The 16983-nt window shown below is 72.5% G+C and carries 16 protein-coding genes; 2 read left to right on the top strand and 14 right to left on the bottom strand.

The window, feature by feature from the left end; all coding sequences use genetic code 11:
* The 3 genes from ACFWJ4_RS37255 to ACFWJ4_RS37245 all read right to left on the bottom strand — a co-directional run.
* A partial coding sequence (locus ACFWJ4_RS37255) for a hypothetical protein (protein ID WP_380552666.1) occupies positions 1–1052 on the bottom strand: 1052 nt, incomplete at its 3' end.
* Between the two features lie 115 nt (positions 1053–1167).
* On the bottom strand, positions 1168–2952 hold the full coding sequence (locus tag ACFWJ4_RS37250) for a type IV secretory system conjugative DNA transfer family protein (RefSeq protein ID WP_380552663.1): 1785 nt from the start codon (positions 2950–2952) through the stop codon (positions 1168–1170).
* A gap of 100 nt (positions 2953–3052) precedes the next feature.
* Positions 3053–4321, bottom strand: coding sequence for a hypothetical protein (locus tag ACFWJ4_RS37245; protein ID WP_380552661.1), 1269 nt, complete (start codon positions 4319–4321; stop codon positions 3053–3055).
* A 608-nt stretch (positions 4322–4929) separates the two neighbouring features.
* On the opposite strand from ACFWJ4_RS37245, the gene ACFWJ4_RS37240 reads away from it, so the two are divergent.
* Together ACFWJ4_RS37240 and ACFWJ4_RS37235 are read left to right on the top strand one after the other, a co-directional pair.
* A complete protein-coding gene (locus tag ACFWJ4_RS37240) occupies positions 4930–5430 on the top strand; it encodes a hypothetical protein (RefSeq protein ID WP_380552658.1) in 501 nt (166 codons plus the stop codon).
* Complete coding sequence (locus tag ACFWJ4_RS37235) at positions 5427–5849, top strand: hypothetical protein (protein WP_380552655.1); 423 nt, start codon at positions 5427–5429, stop codon at positions 5847–5849. Before ACFWJ4_RS37240 ends, ACFWJ4_RS37235 begins: the two co-directional genes overlap by 4 nt.
* A 454-nt stretch (positions 5850–6303) precedes the next feature.
* On the opposite strand, the gene ACFWJ4_RS37230 is transcribed toward ACFWJ4_RS37235, so the two are convergent.
* From ACFWJ4_RS37230 to ACFWJ4_RS37180, 11 genes are all read right to left on the bottom strand, one after another.
* Entirely contained in the window at positions 6304–6801 is a 498-nt protein-coding gene (locus ACFWJ4_RS37230; protein ID WP_380552652.1) for a hypothetical protein, read from the bottom strand.
* Between the two features lie 33 nt (positions 6802–6834).
* A complete protein-coding gene (locus ACFWJ4_RS37225) occupies positions 6835–7185 on the bottom strand; it encodes a hypothetical protein (protein WP_380552649.1) in 351 nt (116 codons plus the stop codon).
* A gap of 37 nt (positions 7186–7222) precedes the next feature.
* Complete coding sequence (locus ACFWJ4_RS37220; protein WP_380552646.1) at positions 7223–7984, bottom strand: hypothetical protein; 762 nt, start codon at positions 7982–7984, stop codon at positions 7223–7225.
* 212 nt (positions 7985–8196) lie between these two features.
* A complete protein-coding gene (locus tag ACFWJ4_RS37215) occupies positions 8197–9477 on the bottom strand; it encodes a hypothetical protein (RefSeq protein WP_380552643.1) in 1281 nt (426 codons plus the stop codon).
* Between the two features lie 32 nt (positions 9478–9509).
* Positions 9510–11015 carry an ATP-binding protein gene (locus ACFWJ4_RS37210; protein ID WP_380552640.1) on the bottom strand — a complete coding sequence of 502 codons (1506 nt, stop codon included), beginning with the start codon at positions 11013–11015 and terminating at the stop codon, positions 9510–9512.
* 18 nt (positions 11016–11033) lie between these two features.
* On the bottom strand, positions 11034–11483 hold the full coding sequence (locus tag ACFWJ4_RS37205) for a DUF6238 family protein (protein ID WP_380552637.1): 450 nt from the start codon (positions 11481–11483) through the stop codon (positions 11034–11036).
* A gap of 34 nt (positions 11484–11517) precedes the next feature.
* Positions 11518–12990, bottom strand: a complete 1473-nt coding sequence (locus tag ACFWJ4_RS37200) for an SCO6880 family protein (protein WP_380552634.1) — start codon at positions 12988–12990, stop codon at positions 11518–11520.
* Between the two features lie 138 nt (positions 12991–13128).
* Positions 13129–14592, bottom strand: a complete 1464-nt coding sequence (locus tag ACFWJ4_RS37195; RefSeq protein ID WP_380552669.1) for an ATP-binding protein — start codon at positions 14590–14592, stop codon at positions 13129–13131.
* A gap of 36 nt (positions 14593–14628) precedes the next feature.
* On the bottom strand, positions 14629–15315 hold the full coding sequence (locus ACFWJ4_RS37190; protein ID WP_380552631.1) for a hypothetical protein: 687 nt from the start codon (positions 15313–15315) through the stop codon (positions 14629–14631).
* On the bottom strand, positions 15315–15623 hold the full coding sequence (locus ACFWJ4_RS37185) for a DUF6112 family protein (protein ID WP_380552628.1): 309 nt from the start codon (positions 15621–15623) through the stop codon (positions 15315–15317). Before ACFWJ4_RS37185 ends, ACFWJ4_RS37190 begins: the two co-directional genes overlap by 1 nt.
* A gap of 79 nt (positions 15624–15702) precedes the next feature.
* On the bottom strand, positions 15703–16884 hold the full coding sequence (locus ACFWJ4_RS37180; RefSeq protein ID WP_380552625.1) for a C40 family peptidase: 1182 nt from the start codon (positions 16882–16884) through the stop codon (positions 15703–15705).
* Positions 16885–16983: the final 99 nt, after the last annotated feature.

The following is a 16983-nucleotide window of genomic DNA, read 5'->3' as shown; positions in this document are numbered from 1 at the left end:
CGACCCCCGCAACTACCTGGCCTTCCTGGGCCTCGCCGCCACCCTCTGCTGCTACAAACGCCTGACTCGCCACACCACATAGGACACGGTCTTAGGCGGCGAGGGCGAAGTCGGAGGCGACGGGCGCGCCCGAGCGGCAGGCCCAGGGCGAGCAGCCGTCCGGGTCGCCGGCCCTCCAGCTCGGCGTCGGCGATGGCGTCGAAGACGTCGGTCTGCCGCCTGGCCCACTCGTGCGCGGTGACGCGGTCGATCGGCGCCTCCTCCAGCGGGCGGCGGCTGCGGTGCAGGTACGCCTGCCCGAGCAGCGGCGTGCCCTCTGCCGTCGCCCGCGCGTTGCCGCTGCGGATCGCACGGTCGAAGGCGACGACGTCCTGCCACTCCGCGGGCGAATCATCGCGCAGCGCCCGCCACTGGGCGTTGCCGTGGTACGGACATCCCAGGCAGCTCGACTTCGGGGTGGACTCGAAGCCGCGCGAGCGCAGCAGCCGCAGGCAGTCCGCGCGGGAGAAGCCCTGCTCGATCAGGGGGAAGCGATTCTTCATGTAGGCGACGTCGGCGTCCTTCGCCCGGTGCACCTCGTCGGTGCTGATGCCGATCCACTGCTCCACGAACACCCCGGCGGGCACCCGCTGCGGGTACGGGTGGCCGAGCAGTTCGCGGACCTTCTCCTTGATCGCGGCGACCATCAGCGCGATCAACGAGGAGAGGAGGGTGCAGATAACGGTGCACTGCCTGCGCGACATGCCCTCGCCGCCGTCGGCGTTGAGGATGTGCAGCGGCATCGAGGCGAAGCGCTTGTCCGGGTTGAGGGCATCGTCGCGGATGTTGCCGGCGGACACCCGCAGGACCGGGATGCCGGCGGGCTCGGCGACCTCCCGCTCGATCCGGTCGAGGTGTGCGTAGACCGAGGCTGGTTCCCATCCGGTGTCGGCGAAGATCGCGACGTCCAGTCCGGGGATATGGCCTTCGGCGGCCAGGAGCAGCAGTGTGCTGCTTTGAACCCCGGCGCCGAGTGAGAGAACTCGCAGTGCGGGAAAGGTTGTTGACTTCATGCTGGCTTCCTTGGTGTGGGCGGGCGGATGTGGTGCCGACCGGTGGAGCGGAGAGGGGAAGGAGGCGCGGCGTTGGCCGAGGAGCGCTATCGACCGGCGCCGCCGGGTGGGGCGCTCAGGCGGAGAGGGCGAAGCCGTCCTGGTCGTGTTTGGCCTTGGCGAGGGCGCGCTCGGTGATGGCCTTGGTGGCGCGGGCGGAGGCCGGGCCGATCTCCTTGGCCGAGCGCTCCTTGTACCAGGGCTTGAGGTCGAGCATCGCCACCCGCATGCCGGTGGCGAAGAGCAGGATCTTGCCCTTGGGGAGCGCGCGGATCTCGTCCGGCGGCAGGACCCGCTCGGTGCGCATCGAAACCGAAGTCGATTTGCCGCTGTCGGAGTTGGAGACGGAGACGGTCTGAACGTCATGCTCGCCGATCTGCCTCGACAGCTTGTCCGCGAAGTCGGCGTCGTCGATGCCGCTGCCGATCACCTTCACGGTGGCCGCGGACCACAGCGCGTCCATCCCAGCCTCACCCCAGCACCGCTGGCCCTGCCGATAGGACTGCAGGATGGTGATCGGGATGACGCCGCGCGACCCGAGGTGGGAGTACAGGTCCGGCAGGTCCGAAATCTTGCAGACGTTTGCCGCTTCATCGAGGACGCACAGGGCAGGCGGGTCGAGCCGGCCGCCGTCGCGCTCGGCGACGATGACGGCGGCGCGCATCACCGCGTCGGCCGCCGCGGCGATGATGGCCGAGGCGGAGCCGCCGCCGTCCTTGCTGAGCAGGAACAGCGTGTCGCGGGAGGAGGCGAAGGCGAACGGCTTGAACTCCGGCAGGCCGGGCGTGGGGGTGACCCAGGCGGCGATCTCCGGGTCCAGCAGGCAGCTCGCGTACTGCCTCGCCGTCTCATAGATGCCATCCCGCGTCTCCGTGGCACCCGTGACGGTGCCCTGGAGCTGGGCGGCGACCGAGTGGTGGCCGGCGTCGCCGAGCAGGTCGACGGGGGCGCGGTCGGCCGGGGAGGCGAGCCAGGCCAGCACGTCGGTGATCGGACGGCGGTGGCTCGCGGCGGCGAGGAACAGCGCGCCCAGCGTATTGCTCGCGGCCGTGCTCCAGAAGTCGGAGCCGCTGGACTCGTCGACGGAAGCGGTGACGAAGTGCCCGGCGAGGCGTTTGGCTCCGGCGAGGTCGCGGGCGTCGGCGAGGATGTCCCACCACATCTCGCGCGGGTGGTGCGCGATCTGCTGCGGGTCCAGCGTCCAGACCCTGCCGACCTTCGCACGGGCGTCGATACAGGCAGTGTAGGCGTCGTTGGCAGCCTTGTTCGAAGTCAACAGCACCGGCCCGGGAGCGGCGAGGATCGCGGGGATCGCGATGCCGCTCGTCTTACCGGAGCGCGGCGCCATTATGGCGACCATCACGTCCTCCCAGCTTGCGCGGACCTCGGCCTTGCCCGGGGAGAGCGTGCCGATGGGGATGCCGCGGTCGGCCGGGGCTACGTCCTTCTCGTTCTTCAGGCTCGGGCGCAGGCCGCGGGCCTTGGCGGTGATCTCCTTGTCCAGTAGCGGCGCGATGTCCGCCTGCCGGGCCATGCCGCTCTTCGTCCCGGCGCGGTGGCGCAGCCACAGGACGAGCACGGTGGTGGTGGAGGTGAGGGTGAGCGCGCCGGGGACGACGCGGGCGCCGACCAGGACGGCTGTGGGGCTGAGGTGGGGCCACAGCCGTTCGGCGTGGAGCAGGGCGTCGGTGGCGCTGAACGGCGCCCACGGGCCGGAGCCGGCCAGGGTGTTGGTGACGTTCCCGGTCAGCCAGGCGAGGGCGCCGAAGGCGAGGGCGGCGCCGAGGACGCCGAACAGGAGGTAGAGCAGCGCGTCCGTGCCGGTGGTGGTCGACGGCGCGCTCGTGCGCGGGGCAGGCAAGAGGAGATCCCGGGAGGTACGAGCGGGCGGCGGGCGGGGCGCGCTCGGCTCTGGTGCGGATCACAGGGCTGCTCTCCTAGGGACGGGTTGGCGGAACGTTTCAGCGGGTGCGGCCGGCGGGTCCGACCGATGCGGCTGGTGCGGGCGGCTGCACGGTGGCGGCGGATCCGGCAAGCGGGCCCAGAGCCTTGGCGGCCGGGGTGGTGGGGCTGCGGCCGAGCGCGGCGCGGGCGCGCAGGGTGTCGGCGGCCTGCGTCGGCTGGCTTGGCTCGGGCAGAGCGGACGGAGCGCTGATCGTGCACAGATCACCGAGGGCGTCGGTGAGTTCGGCCTCGGCGTTGCCGATCCACTCGGCCGCCGAGGAGAAGCGCTCCGACAGCTCGTACTCGTCGGGGTTCAGGTCGGTGACCTGTTCGGCCGCTGCTTCCAGGGCCTCCCGCAGCCGGGAGAGGACGCCGTCGTCGGGGTCGAGGATCTGGTCGAGCGCCTCGGCGGCGTCGGTAGCGGTCGAAGCGCCGCGGATCTGGTCGGTCAGCTGCAGGACCTGTTGGCCGGTGACCTTGAGGCCGTGAGGGTCGGTCGGGGTGGCCAGGCGGCCGGTGTCGAGCCGGGGGTCGACAACGACGCTGTAGCGGGCGGCGCGCAGCATTTCGGCGGCGTGGGTGGCGATTGCGGCCGCGTCGGGGCGGGGCGTGGTGGTGGGCAGGCGGTGGCGGCGGCCGTGCCAGTCGTCGATCTGCTTGAACCCGGCGTGCCGGAGCAAGGTGGCCGACAGGTCATCGCCGGTGCCGGTGGCGACGACGCTGCCGCTGGGCTCGGCGCTGATGGTGATGACGGGCATCCGGTGGTCCTTGGCGGTGGTGACGGTGCGGGTGAGGTGGCTGAGTTCGGCGGCGATGCGGGTGCACTCGGCCTGCACGTGGAAGGGGTCCCGGTAGGTGCTGTGGATGTATCCGTCCTCGCGTACGACGGTGGCGACGATGTGCACCGACCGGTCGCCGTTGCGGATCGCGGCCCACCGGCAGCCGTTCGGGTCGTCGGCGGGGGCGAGCCCGGTCGCGGTGACCAGGCGCCGGGCGACGTCGGCCCATTGGGCGTCGCTCAGGTCCGGGTGGCGGGGGTCGGAGCGTACCGAGCACATCCACACCGGGTGCTCGGGCGCCCGGGCGCCGATCCGCAGGGCCGGGGCGTCGAGCACGCCTCCGCCGAGGACCTCCTGCGGGTCGCCGAACAGGGGCAGCTGACTGTCGGCACCGCGGTAGTCGGCACCGATCAGCCTGGGACGCAGCCGGCCGCGGACGTCGTCCAGGCCGTACAGGGAGGGGATCAGCGCGGCCGTGGTGGCGGCACGTTGCAGGTGGGCGATCACGGCGTCCCCTCTCGGACGGGCGGCAGGGCCCGGCGGGCGGGCTGGCAGAGAGAGAATCCGCGGATTCGGCGGTTTGGCCAGGACGGAGATCGGGTGTAGGCGTCGGGCGGCCGGGCCCCGAGGGAGCCGCACGGGCGTCAGGGCTGCAAGGCGCCGTGGTTTCGCGGCTGTACTTTTCGCGGGCGAAACGGGCGAAGTACTCGTCGTTGTGCAGCCGGGCCCAGCGCCCTTCCTGGCGCACAAGTGTGGGGACGGGGCTAGAGGAGCGCCGGCAGCGCAGGACAGGTAAGCCTGGTGCTCGGCGTGTCAGGAGAAGCGAGACGGGGCGGCTGGGCAGTATGACGGCCATGGGCAACGTGTCGCTGCCTGCCTGGTGAGCCCCGGTCCGCCTCACGGGGGATGCCCTGTTGACGAGGTCGCGGTGTTGGGAGGCGTTCATGGTGGATGACAACTCTCTGGCGGAACCGGCCAATGGTCCGTTTGGAGCCGGGCGGGTGTGGACGGCCCCTGGCCCATCGGGTTTGGGGACGTCGGCCGCTCGCCCGCTCGCCGCCCGGCGACCGATCCCGGGTCCGGGACCCGGGATCGGCTGTCCGTGGCCGGCGCGGATGAGCCCGCACGTGGACCGGGCCCGCGAGCATATTTCCGCGTGGATGTACCACTTCGGCCTGGCCGAGGACCGCCAGGCGAACGACCGCCAGCTGCGGGACTGGAAGATCAGCGAACTGGCCGGACTGTGCTACCCCGACGCCACCGCGGAGGGACTCGACCTCGCCTCGGATCTGATGGGCTGGTACTTCGCACCCTTCGACGACCTCTTCGACGGTGAACTGGGCCGCGACACCGCCCGCTCGGCCCGGCTCCTCGGCGAGATGACCGCGATCCTGGACCGGCCCGTCCCCGTCCCCGTCGCCGGCCCGGGGCAGCCCCCCGTCGTCCACGCGTTCGCCGACCTCTTCCGCCGCAGCATCACCGGCATGTCCCCGGCCTGGCGCGCACGCGCCGCGCACCACTGGAAGGGCTACCTCGCCGGGCAGTTCGCCGAGGTCGTCGACCGCTGCCGCGCCCTGGCCCCGGACGCGCAGAGCGCTGTCTGCACCGGCGCGTGAGCACCACCTCGACCCTCGTCGTCGACGACCTCCTGGAACGGGTCAACGGTGACGAGGCCGACGACCTGGTCGCGCACATGCCCTACCTGTCACAGCTGCGCCGGATCGGGGCCGAGATCGTCGCGATCAACAACGACGTGGTGTCGGCCGACCGGGAGAAGGCACGTGGTGACCTCGCGAACAACCTGCTCCTGGTCCTGGAGACTGCCGAGGGCCTCACTCGTGGCGCAGCCCTCCATCGACTGGCGGGCATACTGCGCGACCGCTACGAGCGGTTCGAACGGCTGGAACGCCACGCCGCCGACCCCGGCCGGGCGCCCTCGCCGGTGCCGGGTGCCCGGCGCAACGTGGCCGGACTGCGAGACATCGTCGCCGGAACCTTCCTGTGGGACAACACCACCGGCCGGGGCAGCACCTGACCCCCCTCCCGTCGGCACGGCCCCTTCCCTTGCCGACGAGTCCAAGATCCCCACGCCCTCCACATGTGCGACCAGGGGATGAGCCTGCGCGACTCGCCGAACGCCTCGTCATCACCACCGGCACGAAGGAAGGACAGGGCCCCTCACCCGCCACCGTCGTACGAGGGCTGCGCGAAACGCGACGAGCGGACTGCCGCGGCGGCGATCGCATGATCGACCCTGCCGCTTGCGGGTGCTGTCAGGCAGGGGTGCCGGGGCCGAGTGCCCGTCGTCGCCGCGAATCTCCCGGGGCAGAAGCGGCTAGGGCATCCGAGGGAGATCTCCTCCAGAGGTGCTTGGGGGAACGCCGTGCGCCGCGACGATCTCGTCAGGGGTCTTGTCGCTGCCGGCCCACTCGCGGCTCAGCAGGGGAGTTGGCGGCCGGTGCTCTGCCCGGGAGCAGAGCACCGGGGGGTCACACGAAGGGGTTCTCGGTCGGCCGGTCGGTGTCCACGGCCGCGTCGAGAAGCTCGGGCAGGTCGCCGGGTTCGGAAGTGCGCTGGTCGATCCACCAGCCGGCGCGGGTGATCGTGCGGGCCTGGTTCTCGATCTGCTCCCACTGCGGCTCCGGCAGGCCGGCGTCGAGGACGAGGGCGGTGTAGGCGGCGGCGAGGACCTGGTGGCGGCACCGGATGCCCCAGGCGATGCCGCGGTCGGTGCCCTCCAGCGGTGGCATCCGGTACTGCTGGGACCAGGCTTCCGACTCAGCCTGTTCGGCGGCGCGCTTGGCCCCCAGCCACTCCGCCTTGCCCGTCTCGTCGCTGTCCTGGGCGGCACGCCAGCAGTCGGTGCAGTCCTGCTTCGCGAGCCAGTCGGCGAAGCTGGCTCGCCGGTCGGCCGGGCGGGCGCCGAGGTCGCGCTCGGCCTCGTGCCCGCACGCGTGGATGATCATCCAGATCTTCTTGACGGCCATGTTCGTCTGCTCCTTGTTTGTGGTGCTGGCCGGTCAGCGGTGGCGGTCACGGGTGGTGGCACAGGCGAGGACGGTGTCCGTGAGGGCGGGCTCGACGGCGACGGTGTACCGGCCCTGCCGGAGGCGGATGGTGGCCTCGGCTACGGCGTCGAGGCCGTCGGCGGGCGCGCGGTAGATGTCGAGGTCCGCCAGGTGACGCCATCCGGCCTTGATGAGGATCTCGGCCGGCTCGTCGGGCAGGTGGTCGCAGAGAGCGGCGACGATGCCCAGCTTGGGGTGGACGGCGAAGACCACGTCCGGTTCCTGGGGGAGATGCGGGAGCACAGAGAAGTGGCCGGTACGGCGGAACAGGGTGTCGTCGGAGGGAGTGGCGGCAGCAGACACGGGGGTTTCCTCAAGGCGGTAGGGGGAGCGGGGTTGGTCAGCGCGCGCGGGCGAAGGCGATGCGCGGGTCGACGGCCGCGGGCGGCCGGTTGCCGCCGAGCGGGCCGGCAGCAGCGGCAGGAGCGGGCTGGTGGGCCGGACTGTTGAGTGCGGCCTCGTCGATGCGGAACCTGTGCGTGGTGAACGCCTGTCGGACCGCCGCGCGGTGAGCGGCGACGTCCTCGGCGAGCCGGGGCTCCAGGGCGACCTGGAAGCTGCCGCGCCGCAGTCCCATGACGGTGTGCGCCACGACGTCGAGCGACTCCGCCCGGGTTCCGGCCGGCGGGAAGTAGACGTCCAGGTCCCGGTGGTAGCGCCAGCCGTCGGTATCCAGGTAGATGCCCGGGTTGAAGGGCAGGTGGTCGTTGACGGCGGCGACGATGCCCAGGGTCGGGTGCTCGGCGAAGGCGACGTCGGGCCCGGGGTCCGGCTGGTGGCTGGGCGTTGGCTCGACGACGGCCGTCCGCGCCTGTGCTCGTTCGTGCCTGCCGGTGTTCTCCGAGGCCAGGGCCACGTCGGTGTCGACGCGGTAGCCGGCGTCGGTGAGGAGCTTGGCGGCCCACGCTGCGCGTTCGGGTGCCTCGCGGTGCTGGTTGGTGAGCGTGTAGAGGGTGGGGTGGTCAGGGAGACGCTGGAAGTCGAGGCGCTCCAGCATCCACTGGGCGGCCGGGGACTGGGTGGGCAAGGAGGCGACGATGCCGTGGTTCGGGTGGTGCCCGATGGCGACGTCGGGAAGCTGGGTGGGTTCGGCGGCAGGCACGGTGGGACTCCGCTTCGCTGGTACGGACGGTGGGACCGGGGTGCGGAGCGAGGTCTGTTCGGGCGAGGAACGGCAGGCCTCCTTCCGGGGCAGTGGCGCGGTCCGGCCGACCGGAGGGCTGCGGCGGGTGCCCTCGGGTAGCGGGTCGAGGCTCAGATGGTGCAGGGATTCCGCGGTTTGGCCCGGCCGGATTCCGGTGGTAGGGCGGCTGGTCACCGGGTCGAGTGCCGTCCATCAGGCCGGAGCGGTGCCGACACCGGCACCGGGACTGGGGTGCTCTGGCCCAGGACGTTGGCGGAGCGGGCGATGGCCGCTTTGACCTGCTCCTCGCGGTCCGGTGCGGGGAAGCCGATCTTTGGTGCAACGTGCTTGGCCAGCGCGGTGAGTGGGCCGTCCGCGATCCGCGAGGAGCAGGCCCACGCCTCCGCGTTGCGCAGGTCTTCGGCGCGCATCCGGACCCGGTCGGCTGCGGGATGGGAACCGATGATGCTGGCCGCCGCATCCCGCCAGCCGTCCCGGACCTCCCGGAGTCGGTCGAGCGCGGTCTCACTGACGTTGAGGTGCCGCAGGTCGGGGCCGATGGCGGGGTCGAGGTGGTCCTCGATCGTCGCTGCGGAACGGATGCCGGCCACGAGGTACAGGCCCTGGTCGATGAGCGTCTCGGTGTACGGCCAGGCGGCGCGGTTGCGGTCCTCCTGGGAGTCGAAGGAGCCGATCTCGCCGTGGCCCCAGGGGTCGCCGGGGGCCGGGATATAGGCGGTGCTCAGACGGCGCAGGGCCTCGACAGCGTGGGTGGCGGCGCTCGCGCGGGTCTGCCAGGCGGCCTGCTGGCAGCGTGGCCCCAGGGTGGTGGTGAGCTCGGCCGCCAAGGCAGCCGGTGGTGCGCCGGCGGGGAAGGTGACGGGCGCGGGCAGGTGTACTGCCCTGGGGTTGTAGGCGGGCACGTTGTCGGGCCGGGCCGCGCCGACGAGGAGCGGGGCGTCCGCGCCGGTCCGCACGGCGAGGAGGCGTTCACCGTTCGGGCCGGTGAGGGTGAGGGCGGTGTGCGGGGCGGAGGCGGTGTTCCAGGGAAGCCGTCCCCACCCCCAGGCCTGGCTGCGGAGTTCGGCGAGGTCCCGGCCGGGGGCGAGTGGGCTGGGCCGGACGGTCCAGCCGGGCAGGTGCTCCGCCAGCTCTGCGGCGAACGGCGGGACGGGCGCGGGTCGGTGGGGCTGGTCGGGCAGGGCCCGGCCGTTCTCGTCGAAGTACACCCGCACGTACGCCTCGTCGTCGGGCGCCGGGTTGCCGAAGGCACCGCCAGGGCGGAACAGCGCGTAGGTGGACTCCCACCGCCCGTCGCCGCCTCGGCCGGTGGAGCTGAGCACGAGGTGCCAGTCGGAATCGGTGTACGGGCGGCGGTCGCGTTGGGCGGCGAGCAGCTGCTCGAACGCCGTGAAGTCGGCTGCCGTGAGGTGGGAGTGGTCGAGGTAGGACTCGATGTCGGTGCTGGGCATGTGAGTTCAGGATTCTCGAAGGGCCGGGGCGGTCAGGCGGCCATGCGGAAGTCGGTGTCGTACAGCTGCTTTTCCATGGGGTGGAGGAGGTGCTGCACGATGAAGGAGAGGGCGGCGACCTTCCACAGGCCCCGGCCGCGGGTGAGGGCGGCGATGGCCTGGGCCTCGACACCGGTGAGGCCGAGCAGGGCCATGGCGGCGGGGATCTGGTCGGGTTCCTGGCGGTAGATGATCCGGGTCGAGCAGTCCGCCAGGAGGCCTTCGGCCAGTACCCGCCCTCGCGATCCGGCGTCGCCCGCGGACATCAGATCGGACAGGCGGTGCAAGATCAGAAGATTGGCGATTCCCAACCCGCGCGAGAGCTTCCACTGCTGCTGCATTCGCTCCAACAGGCCGACGTGGCGCATGATCCGCCACGCCTCGTCGTAAATCACCCACCTCCTGCCACCGGAGGGGTCGGCCAGGGCGGCCTCCATCCATGCGCTCGCGCAGGTCATCGCGAGGACGAGGGCGGTGTCGTCGCCGCTGCTGCCCAGGCGGGACAGGTCGATGGAGAGCATCGGCGCGTTCGGATCGAACGTGACGGTGGACGGGGCGTCGAACATGCCGCTGAGGTCGCCGTGGACCAGGCGGCGAAGGGCGTGGGCGAGGTCGTCGGTGGCGTGGCCGAGGCCGCCGGCCTGGCCGCCGAGCGCGGTGTCGAGGCGTTCGGGGCGGCCGAGGACGAGAGCGATGTCGCCGAGCAGCGGCACCGTGCCGGCAGCTTTGGCATCGGCGACGGCCAGGTCCAGGGCGACGTCGAGGCCGGTGTGCTCCATCGGCAGCAGGTCGCGCTTGAGCACGGTGGCCGCGAGGCTCGCGAGCAGGAGCAGACGGCGCTTGCGGACCTCGGTGCGCCAGTCCTCCTCGCTCACCTCGGCGGGACGCTGCGGCGCGTCCAGCGGGTTGAGCCTCCCTGGGAGGCCGGGGCCGAGGGCGATGGTCTGCCCGCCGAGGGCGTGGGCCAGCCCGGTCCACTCGCCCTTCGGGTCCGAGGGGACGTAGATCTTGTAGCCGTGGGCGACGGAGCGGGTGGCGATGGACTTGGCGAGCGCGCTCTTGCCCATGCCGATGACGCCGCACAGGATCGCGTTCGGGTTCGTGAACCCTTCTATTCGGCCGGAGTTGTAGAGCGTGAAGGGGTCGAAGCAGAAGGACCCTTCGGCGTGGAGGTCACGGCCGATGAAGGCGCCCTCGGCGCCGAGGCCGGCCTCGGCCAGGAACGGGTAGGCACCGCCCGCGACGGCGGTGGTCAGGCGGTGCTTGGGCAGGCGGAGCTTGCCGCCGCGGGCGGAGGCGGGACCCGGGCGCCCGAAGGCGGGGTATGTGGGTCGCAGCTCGGGGTCGGGCCCCTCGTGTTTGCGGCGCCGGGAGGGGGCCTGGGCGGAGCGGGCCTTCGTGCGGGCCTCGGCGAACTCGGCGCGGGCGGCGCGCTGCTGGGCCCGGGTGGTCTTGCGCGGGACGAAGAGCGGGGAAGCGGTGGCGCGGTTCCTGGACATGATCACGGGTTCCGGAAGTCAGTGGCGGACGAGGCCGGTGAACGGGGAGTGCAGATCGGCGGGGGTGGCGCGGCGGCGCACCAGATGGGCGGTCTGCTGGTGGCGGCGGCAGATGGTCAGCTCGGGCGCGCCCTCGGGCCGGCGGGCGCGGCACGCGTCGAGGGCCGGGACTTCGCCGGTGCCGGGCCGGGGTGCGCTGTGGTAGGCGGCGTGGAGGTGGTCGGCGGCCTGCCACAGGCGGGTGCGGGCGGCCTTGAGGTGGTCGCCCTCCCCGGGCAGCAGCGGGCTGGTGCGCTGGGTGTGCGCGTCGAGCAGGCCGTGCAGCGAGACCACGTGCTCGTGCAGGGAGTCGAGTTCGGCGCGGGAAGCGACCAGCGGGCCGGTGGGGATGTTGAGCGCGCGGTGGAAGTCGATCGCGGCGGTCGCGTACGGGACGAAGTCCTGCGCGACGGGGGTGGTGGCCGGCATCGGGGTGCTCTTTCGGAAGGCGGGAGGGCCGGCATCAGGCGGCGAGGGCGAACGGCAGCGCGGAGGCGGTGAACGCTTCGCCCTGCTGCCAGGTGAGCGGACGCAGGTCGAGCTGGGCACCCACCGCGGCGGTCTCCACCACGGCGCAGGCGGAGCGCAGTTCGTCCTCGGTGTCGGCCGAGACGGTCAGCAGACCGGTGAGGGCGACGTCGGCGTGCCCGGCGATCAGCTGGCGCTCGCGGTTCTGGATGTCCTGGTACTCCACGGAGTCGGCCTCGCTGGAAACCTGGCCCTTGCGGGCGCGCTCGGCGGAGTCGGCGATGACGGAGGCCTTCTTGCGGCGCACGTCGCGCATCGCCGAGTCGAGGTCCTGCGGCTCGTAGGACAGGGAGACGGTGCGGCGCACCCCGGAGGCGAACAGCACCTGGTGGAGGAACCCGGGGTTGACCTCGGTGCGCGGCCAGTTCTCCACCCAGTAGGTGGAGTGGTGGGCGGAGTCGGTCGAGATGTGGTCGGCCTTCTCCACCACGACCACCGGTCCGGCGGCGGCCGGGGCAGCGCCGGGGCGCCCGTCCTCGGACCAGCGGTCGAGGGCGGCGCGGGACTTGGGGTCGTAGGCGGTGCGGGCGACGGCGGCGATCTCAGTGGCGGACAGCCAGCCGGTGGGGTTGAGGCCGGCGGTGCGGGCGGACTGCTCGAACGAGCTCGTCAGCTGGGCGAGGACGGCGAAGGCACCGGTGAGGCCGCCGCCAGCCTGGGAGATGAGCCGTCGGGCGCCCTTGAAGTCGAGGGCGATGGCGACGTAGGCCTCGTGCGGGGCCGCGGCGGGACCGGCGTTCTGGATCAGCTCGCCGTAGAGGGCGCCGGCCAGCGGGGCGTCGGGGCGGCCGTGCTCCTCCCAGTAGCGGCGCAGCGAGTCGCCGGAGTCGGGGACGGTGCGCTCGATGACCTGGATGCGGGCGACCTGGCCGGTGCGGGCGAGGGCCGCGAGCGCGCGGCCCCAGCCGTTGACGTTGGCGTTCTGGGTGCCGGGGTCGAGCAGGGCGTAGGCGCGGGAGGAGACCTTGACGATCGCGGTGAGGGTGCCGGCGTGCGGGTCGTGGACGGCGCCGTAGCGGTGGTCCGGAGCGGTGACCACGCGCAGGCTGGCCGCGCTGCCGGGAAGGTGCAGCAGGCCCTCGCGCACCGGCCGGGAGGAGGGGCGGGCGAGCCAGAGTAGCTGGCCCCGCAGGCGGCGCAGCGCGTAGCGGGCGGCGACCGGTGCCCAGTCTGCGAGGGTGCGGCCCCGGTAACGGACGAACACGACGACGGCGACCGTGGCCCAGACGGGTACGAGCTGGAGGGCGCCGGTGACGCCGTGGGTGGTGAGGACGGCGAGCAGCAGCAGGCCGGTGGTGGCGGAGGCGACCAGCTGCGGGGCGCTGAGGCCGAGCAGGATGCCGCGCTTGGAGCGGTGGGGGAACTTGACGGACGCGGGGGTGGCGTCGGACTTCGGGGTGGAGGACATCGGGGTTCCAGGGAGGCGCGTGCGGGCGGCGGGCGGGGGCGCGGCGCTCTTCTGGACGTCATCGCGGGGCTCCTTCGGGGATGGTGGGTCCGGGGCGGGCGGCGCTGGGCCGCCCACCCCGGGGAAGGGGGATGCTGGTCAGGACCCGGGCTCGGCGGTCCGGTTCGGGTAGACGAAGCGTCCCGGGTCCGGGCCTCCCGCCGGGCCCGGACTACCAGCAGCCGGTGCCGGCGGCGGGGGAACGGCGGGGCCGACCGGGGCCGGGGGAACGGGAACGCTCGGGGCCGAGGCCGTACCGGAAGCCGGAGAGCTTCCGGCAGCGGACGGAGCGACGGAGTCTGCCAGGTTGGCACCCTGGACACGCGGGGCGGCCGGGGCCGGGGCTGCCTCGCCGCCGTTGGACTTCGACCGCTCGGCGCCGCCTACGGCGGACGCCCGGGTAATCAGCGACGGGATGCCGGGCCGGGTGACCAGGGCACGACCGCGGTCGCCGCCGGCGTTCGGGTCCTCGCCGAAGCGGAACTTCGTCGCCTGCTGCGCGGGACCGGCGTCGATCCCCTCCGCGCTGATCCGGCCAGTCGGGTCGATACCGGAGGCCGCACCGCCGCCACCGCCGACCCCGGGAACCTGGGGCGGGCCCTGCGGCGCCGGCATTCCCATGCCGGACTGCATGGCCAGGGAACCCGCGGTCTTCGCCGCCCCGGCCACGGTCGCCATCCCGGCCATGCCGGTGCGGTGCACGTCGTCGTGGCCACCGCCGTCCGTCGCCCAGTGGACGAACTTGTAGACGGCGTACGGGCACAGCAGCACCATGACCATGATCACGACGCCGGCCAGGGCGTCGGACAGCGCGGCGATCCCGTCCTTGGCGTCCGTCTTTCCGAGCGCGGAGACGCCGACGAGGAAGACCACCGTCATCAGCAGCTTGCTGACGATCAGGGTGGCGGTGGCCTCGATCCAGCCGCGCCGCCACCGCTTGGCGACCTCCCAGCCGCCGCTGGCACCCGCGAACGCCGCGAGCGCCACCAGCACCAGGACGCCGACCTTGCGCGCGACCATCACGCACCAGTAGAGGAACGCCCCGATCGCGCTGCCGACCGCGACCAGGGCGGGAATCGCCCAGCCGAGCGGGAACATGGCGCCGAACTGGGTGACCTTGATCATGCGCCTGACCGCGTCGGCAACGCTCGTGTGCGCCGCTTGGAACAACCCGGCCGACAAGGCGTCGACCGTCGTCACTGCTACCGCGGTGAAGCTGATCGCCCCGAAGGCGAACAGCACACCGGTCATCGTGCCCCACGCCGCCTTGGCCAGCGCCCGCTCGTCCCGCCGCCAGGCGGCCAGGATCAGCTGCGCGCAGAAGGTGCCCACAGTCAGGATCAGCCCGATCGGCAAGATCAGCTGGTAGTTGTCCCTGAACCACGGCGCTGACAGGTCGATCGCGGTGGTCTCGTCTACCGCCTTCGCGCACAGGTCGACGGCGCTGGCCGCCAGCTCACCCATCGACTTGGCGATCCACGCGCCGATGCCGTCGGTGATGCTCTTGCCCGGGTCGCTGACGAAGTTCATGCCGTCGACGACGGTGCAGACCTGGGCGATCATCGGGAGGTTGCAGATGTCCACGCGTACCTCCCGGGCTCAGGGCGCCACGGCCGGCAGCACACCGGCCAGAGCACACGGGCGGTCAGGACGGCACTGGACGGCGAGCGTGGCCGAGCGGTCCTCGGCGCCGCCGGCCGGGGCACCGTTCCAGGAGATCGACTGCTTCCCGGAGACCGTCACGGCGTAGACGTACGCCTGCGAGATCGCCCCCGGATCCGCCTGCAGCGCCCGGGTGAACGACTCCGGGAAGTGCGCCTCCGCCGCGGTCGCCGTGGCGAACTGCCCGGAGTCGGCCATCCGCCCCCAGAGCAGGGGCGACGGGACCAGCCGGTCGACCGAGTCCGCGTCGGCGTACTGGCCCTCGTCGGTCAGCCACCGGTGAAGGGAGGCCACCAGCTCGGGCTGGGAGGACGAGCGGGTGTCGTACGACCACAGCGCCACTGCGGCGGCCTTCGCGAACGCGATCGGGTCGTGCGTCGACGGCGGCCCGGGAAGCGCGGCCGAGCGCGCGCCCGGCGAAACCGAACCCGACGGGCCCGGCGCGGGCGAGCTGGCCGCAGCAGCATGTTCGGGGGAGCTCCGGCCGTCCCGGGTGACGTAGGCCAGGATCCCGGAGCAGACGACGAGCACCACCAGGACGGCCGTGCCCAGCAGCGCCCGGCGGCGCACCAGCGCGCCGCCGGACACCCCGCTGCGGGAAGCGGAGAAAGAACGTTTCTGCATTACTTGACCTGGCTTCCGAGCGTCGAGAAGAACGACACGACGCCGATCGCGGCGCCCAGCAGCAGGGCGGCGCCGGCGCTGACGAGCACGCCCTTCTTGCCGTTGGCCTCGGCCTGGTGTCCACCGCTGTGGTGGCCCCAAGCCCATACTCCGGCGCTCACGGCCAGGGCGCCGACGACGGCGATGATGCCGAAGAGGTTCAGCGAGCCCATGACCTGCTTGAGGACCGAAAGGCCGGGCAGGCCGCCCTCGTTGGGGGTGATGCCGGGGTCGTAGGCGAGCTGTACGACGGCGTCCGCGAGATACAAGGGGAACTCCAGTTCGATTAACGGCATGCCAAGGCAGCCCGGAGAAATAGGGGGAAGAGGGAGGGGAGAAGAGCGCGGGTCAGACGACCCGGCGGGCCGCGAGGATCTCCGGCCGCCACGAGGCGAGGGTCGAGATCTTGACCACGTCTCCGGTCTTCGGGGCGTGCACGATCAGCCCCGAGCCGATGAACATCCCGACGTGCTCCGGCACGGCCGGGGTGCCCCGGGTGAACAGCAGGTCGCCCGGCTTGAGTGCGTCCGCCGACACGGCGGCGCCCTGCTTGACCTGGTCGTAGGTGGTCCGCTCCAGCGAGATCCCTGCCGACCGGTAGGCCACCTGCATCAGCGAGGAGCAGTCGCACCTGCCCATTGGGTCCGCGCCGTGCGAGTTCGCGCACGTGCCGCCCCACTGGTACGGGGTGCCCAACTGCCCGAGCGCCCAGCGGATCGCGGTCTGCACCGGCTGCGGCGCGTCCGTCGGGATGGTGTACCCGGCCGGCAGCGAACCGAGCGGGATCGTCCCGAAGTCGGTGCCGTCGCCACCGGCCGTCGGCGTCCCGCAGCTCCCGCCGCCGGGCGTGGGGCTCGGGGTGCTGCCGACCGTCGGTGACGGCGTCGGGGTCGGTGCTGCCGCGGCGGGGGTGTCGGCGGTGGGGGTGAGCAGCGGCGCGATGGCCTTCTGCAGCGCCTCCGCCAAGGGCTGCCACTTGGCATAGGCGTCGGGGAAGCCGGAGCGCTGCACCGCCTGGGCGGCCTGGGTGACGGTCATCGACTCCCAGCCGCTGACCTGCTTGAGCGCCTCGTAGAACTTTGTCGAGGCGTACACCGGATTCATGATCTGATCCGGCGTGCCCCAGCCCTGCGACGGCCGCTGCTGGAACAGCCCGAGCGAGTCCCGGTCGCCGTAGCGGATGTTGCGTAGTTCACTCTCCTGCATGGCTGTTGCCAGCGCGACGACCTGCCCGTGGACGGGGATGTGCATCGCGACGCCGGTGGCCTGGATGGTCTTCGCGTTGGGAATCTGCTCGTCGGGTTTGCTCAGCCCCGCCACGCTCGGGGCGCTGAGCGGGCTGGAACCCTTCAGGATCGCCTCGACCTGCGCCGCGACGGCCGCACTGTCCACACCCTGCGGACCGCCACCGGGCGGACACGAGGCGGACGTCGCCGAAGCGTTGCCCGCGCCGGCGATCACCACCGGCAGGGCCAGCATCAGCGGACCGCAGGCGACGACCCCGACGAGCACGCCGAACGCCTTCTTCACGACACCCGCCGATCACCGAACCGGGACTGGGACGACGGCGGAGGCGGATGAGGGCACAGGTGTGCCAGGGCATGCTGCATCGCAGCGGCTCCTTGCGGG

Origin of the sequence: Kitasatospora sp. NPDC127067, from assembly GCF_042724755.1 — a bacterium.
GTDB lineage: Bacteria > Actinomycetota > Actinomycetes > Streptomycetales > Streptomycetaceae > Kitasatospora > Kitasatospora lactacystinica.
Note: the sequence above shows the minus strand (reverse complement) of the source record. Positions and strands in the feature narration are given on the sequence as shown.

Bases quoted from the DNA above. Each gene is read 5' to 3' on its own strand.
- ACFWJ4_RS37200 (WP_380552634.1), bottom strand. From the start codon at position 12,990: ATGTCCTCCACCCCGAAGTCCGACGCCACCCCCGCGTCCGTCAAGTTC.
- ACFWJ4_RS37230 (WP_380552652.1), bottom strand. From the start codon at position 6,801: ATGGCCGTCAAGAAGATCTGGATGATCATCCACGCGTGCGGGCACGAG.
- ACFWJ4_RS37210 (WP_380552640.1), bottom strand. From the start codon at position 11,015: ATGTCCAGGAACCGCGCCACCGCTTCCCCGCTCTTCGTCCCGCGCAAG.
- ACFWJ4_RS37240 (WP_380552658.1), top strand. From the start codon at position 4,930: ATGAGCCCGCACGTGGACCGGGCCCGCGAGCATATTTCCGCGTGGATG.
- ACFWJ4_RS37215 (WP_380552643.1), bottom strand. From the start codon at position 9,477: ATGCCCAGCACCGACATCGAGTCCTACCTCGACCACTCCCACCTCACG.
- ACFWJ4_RS37205 (WP_380552637.1), bottom strand. From the start codon at position 11,483: ATGCCGGCCACCACCCCCGTCGCGCAGGACTTCGTCCCGTACGCGACC.
- ACFWJ4_RS37195 (WP_380552669.1), bottom strand. From the start codon at position 14,592: ATGATCGCCCAGGTCTGCACCGTCGTCGACGGCATGAACTTCGTCAGC.
- ACFWJ4_RS37190 (WP_380552631.1), bottom strand. From the start codon at position 15,315: ATGCAGAAACGTTCTTTCTCCGCTTCCCGCAGCGGGGTGTCCGGCGGC.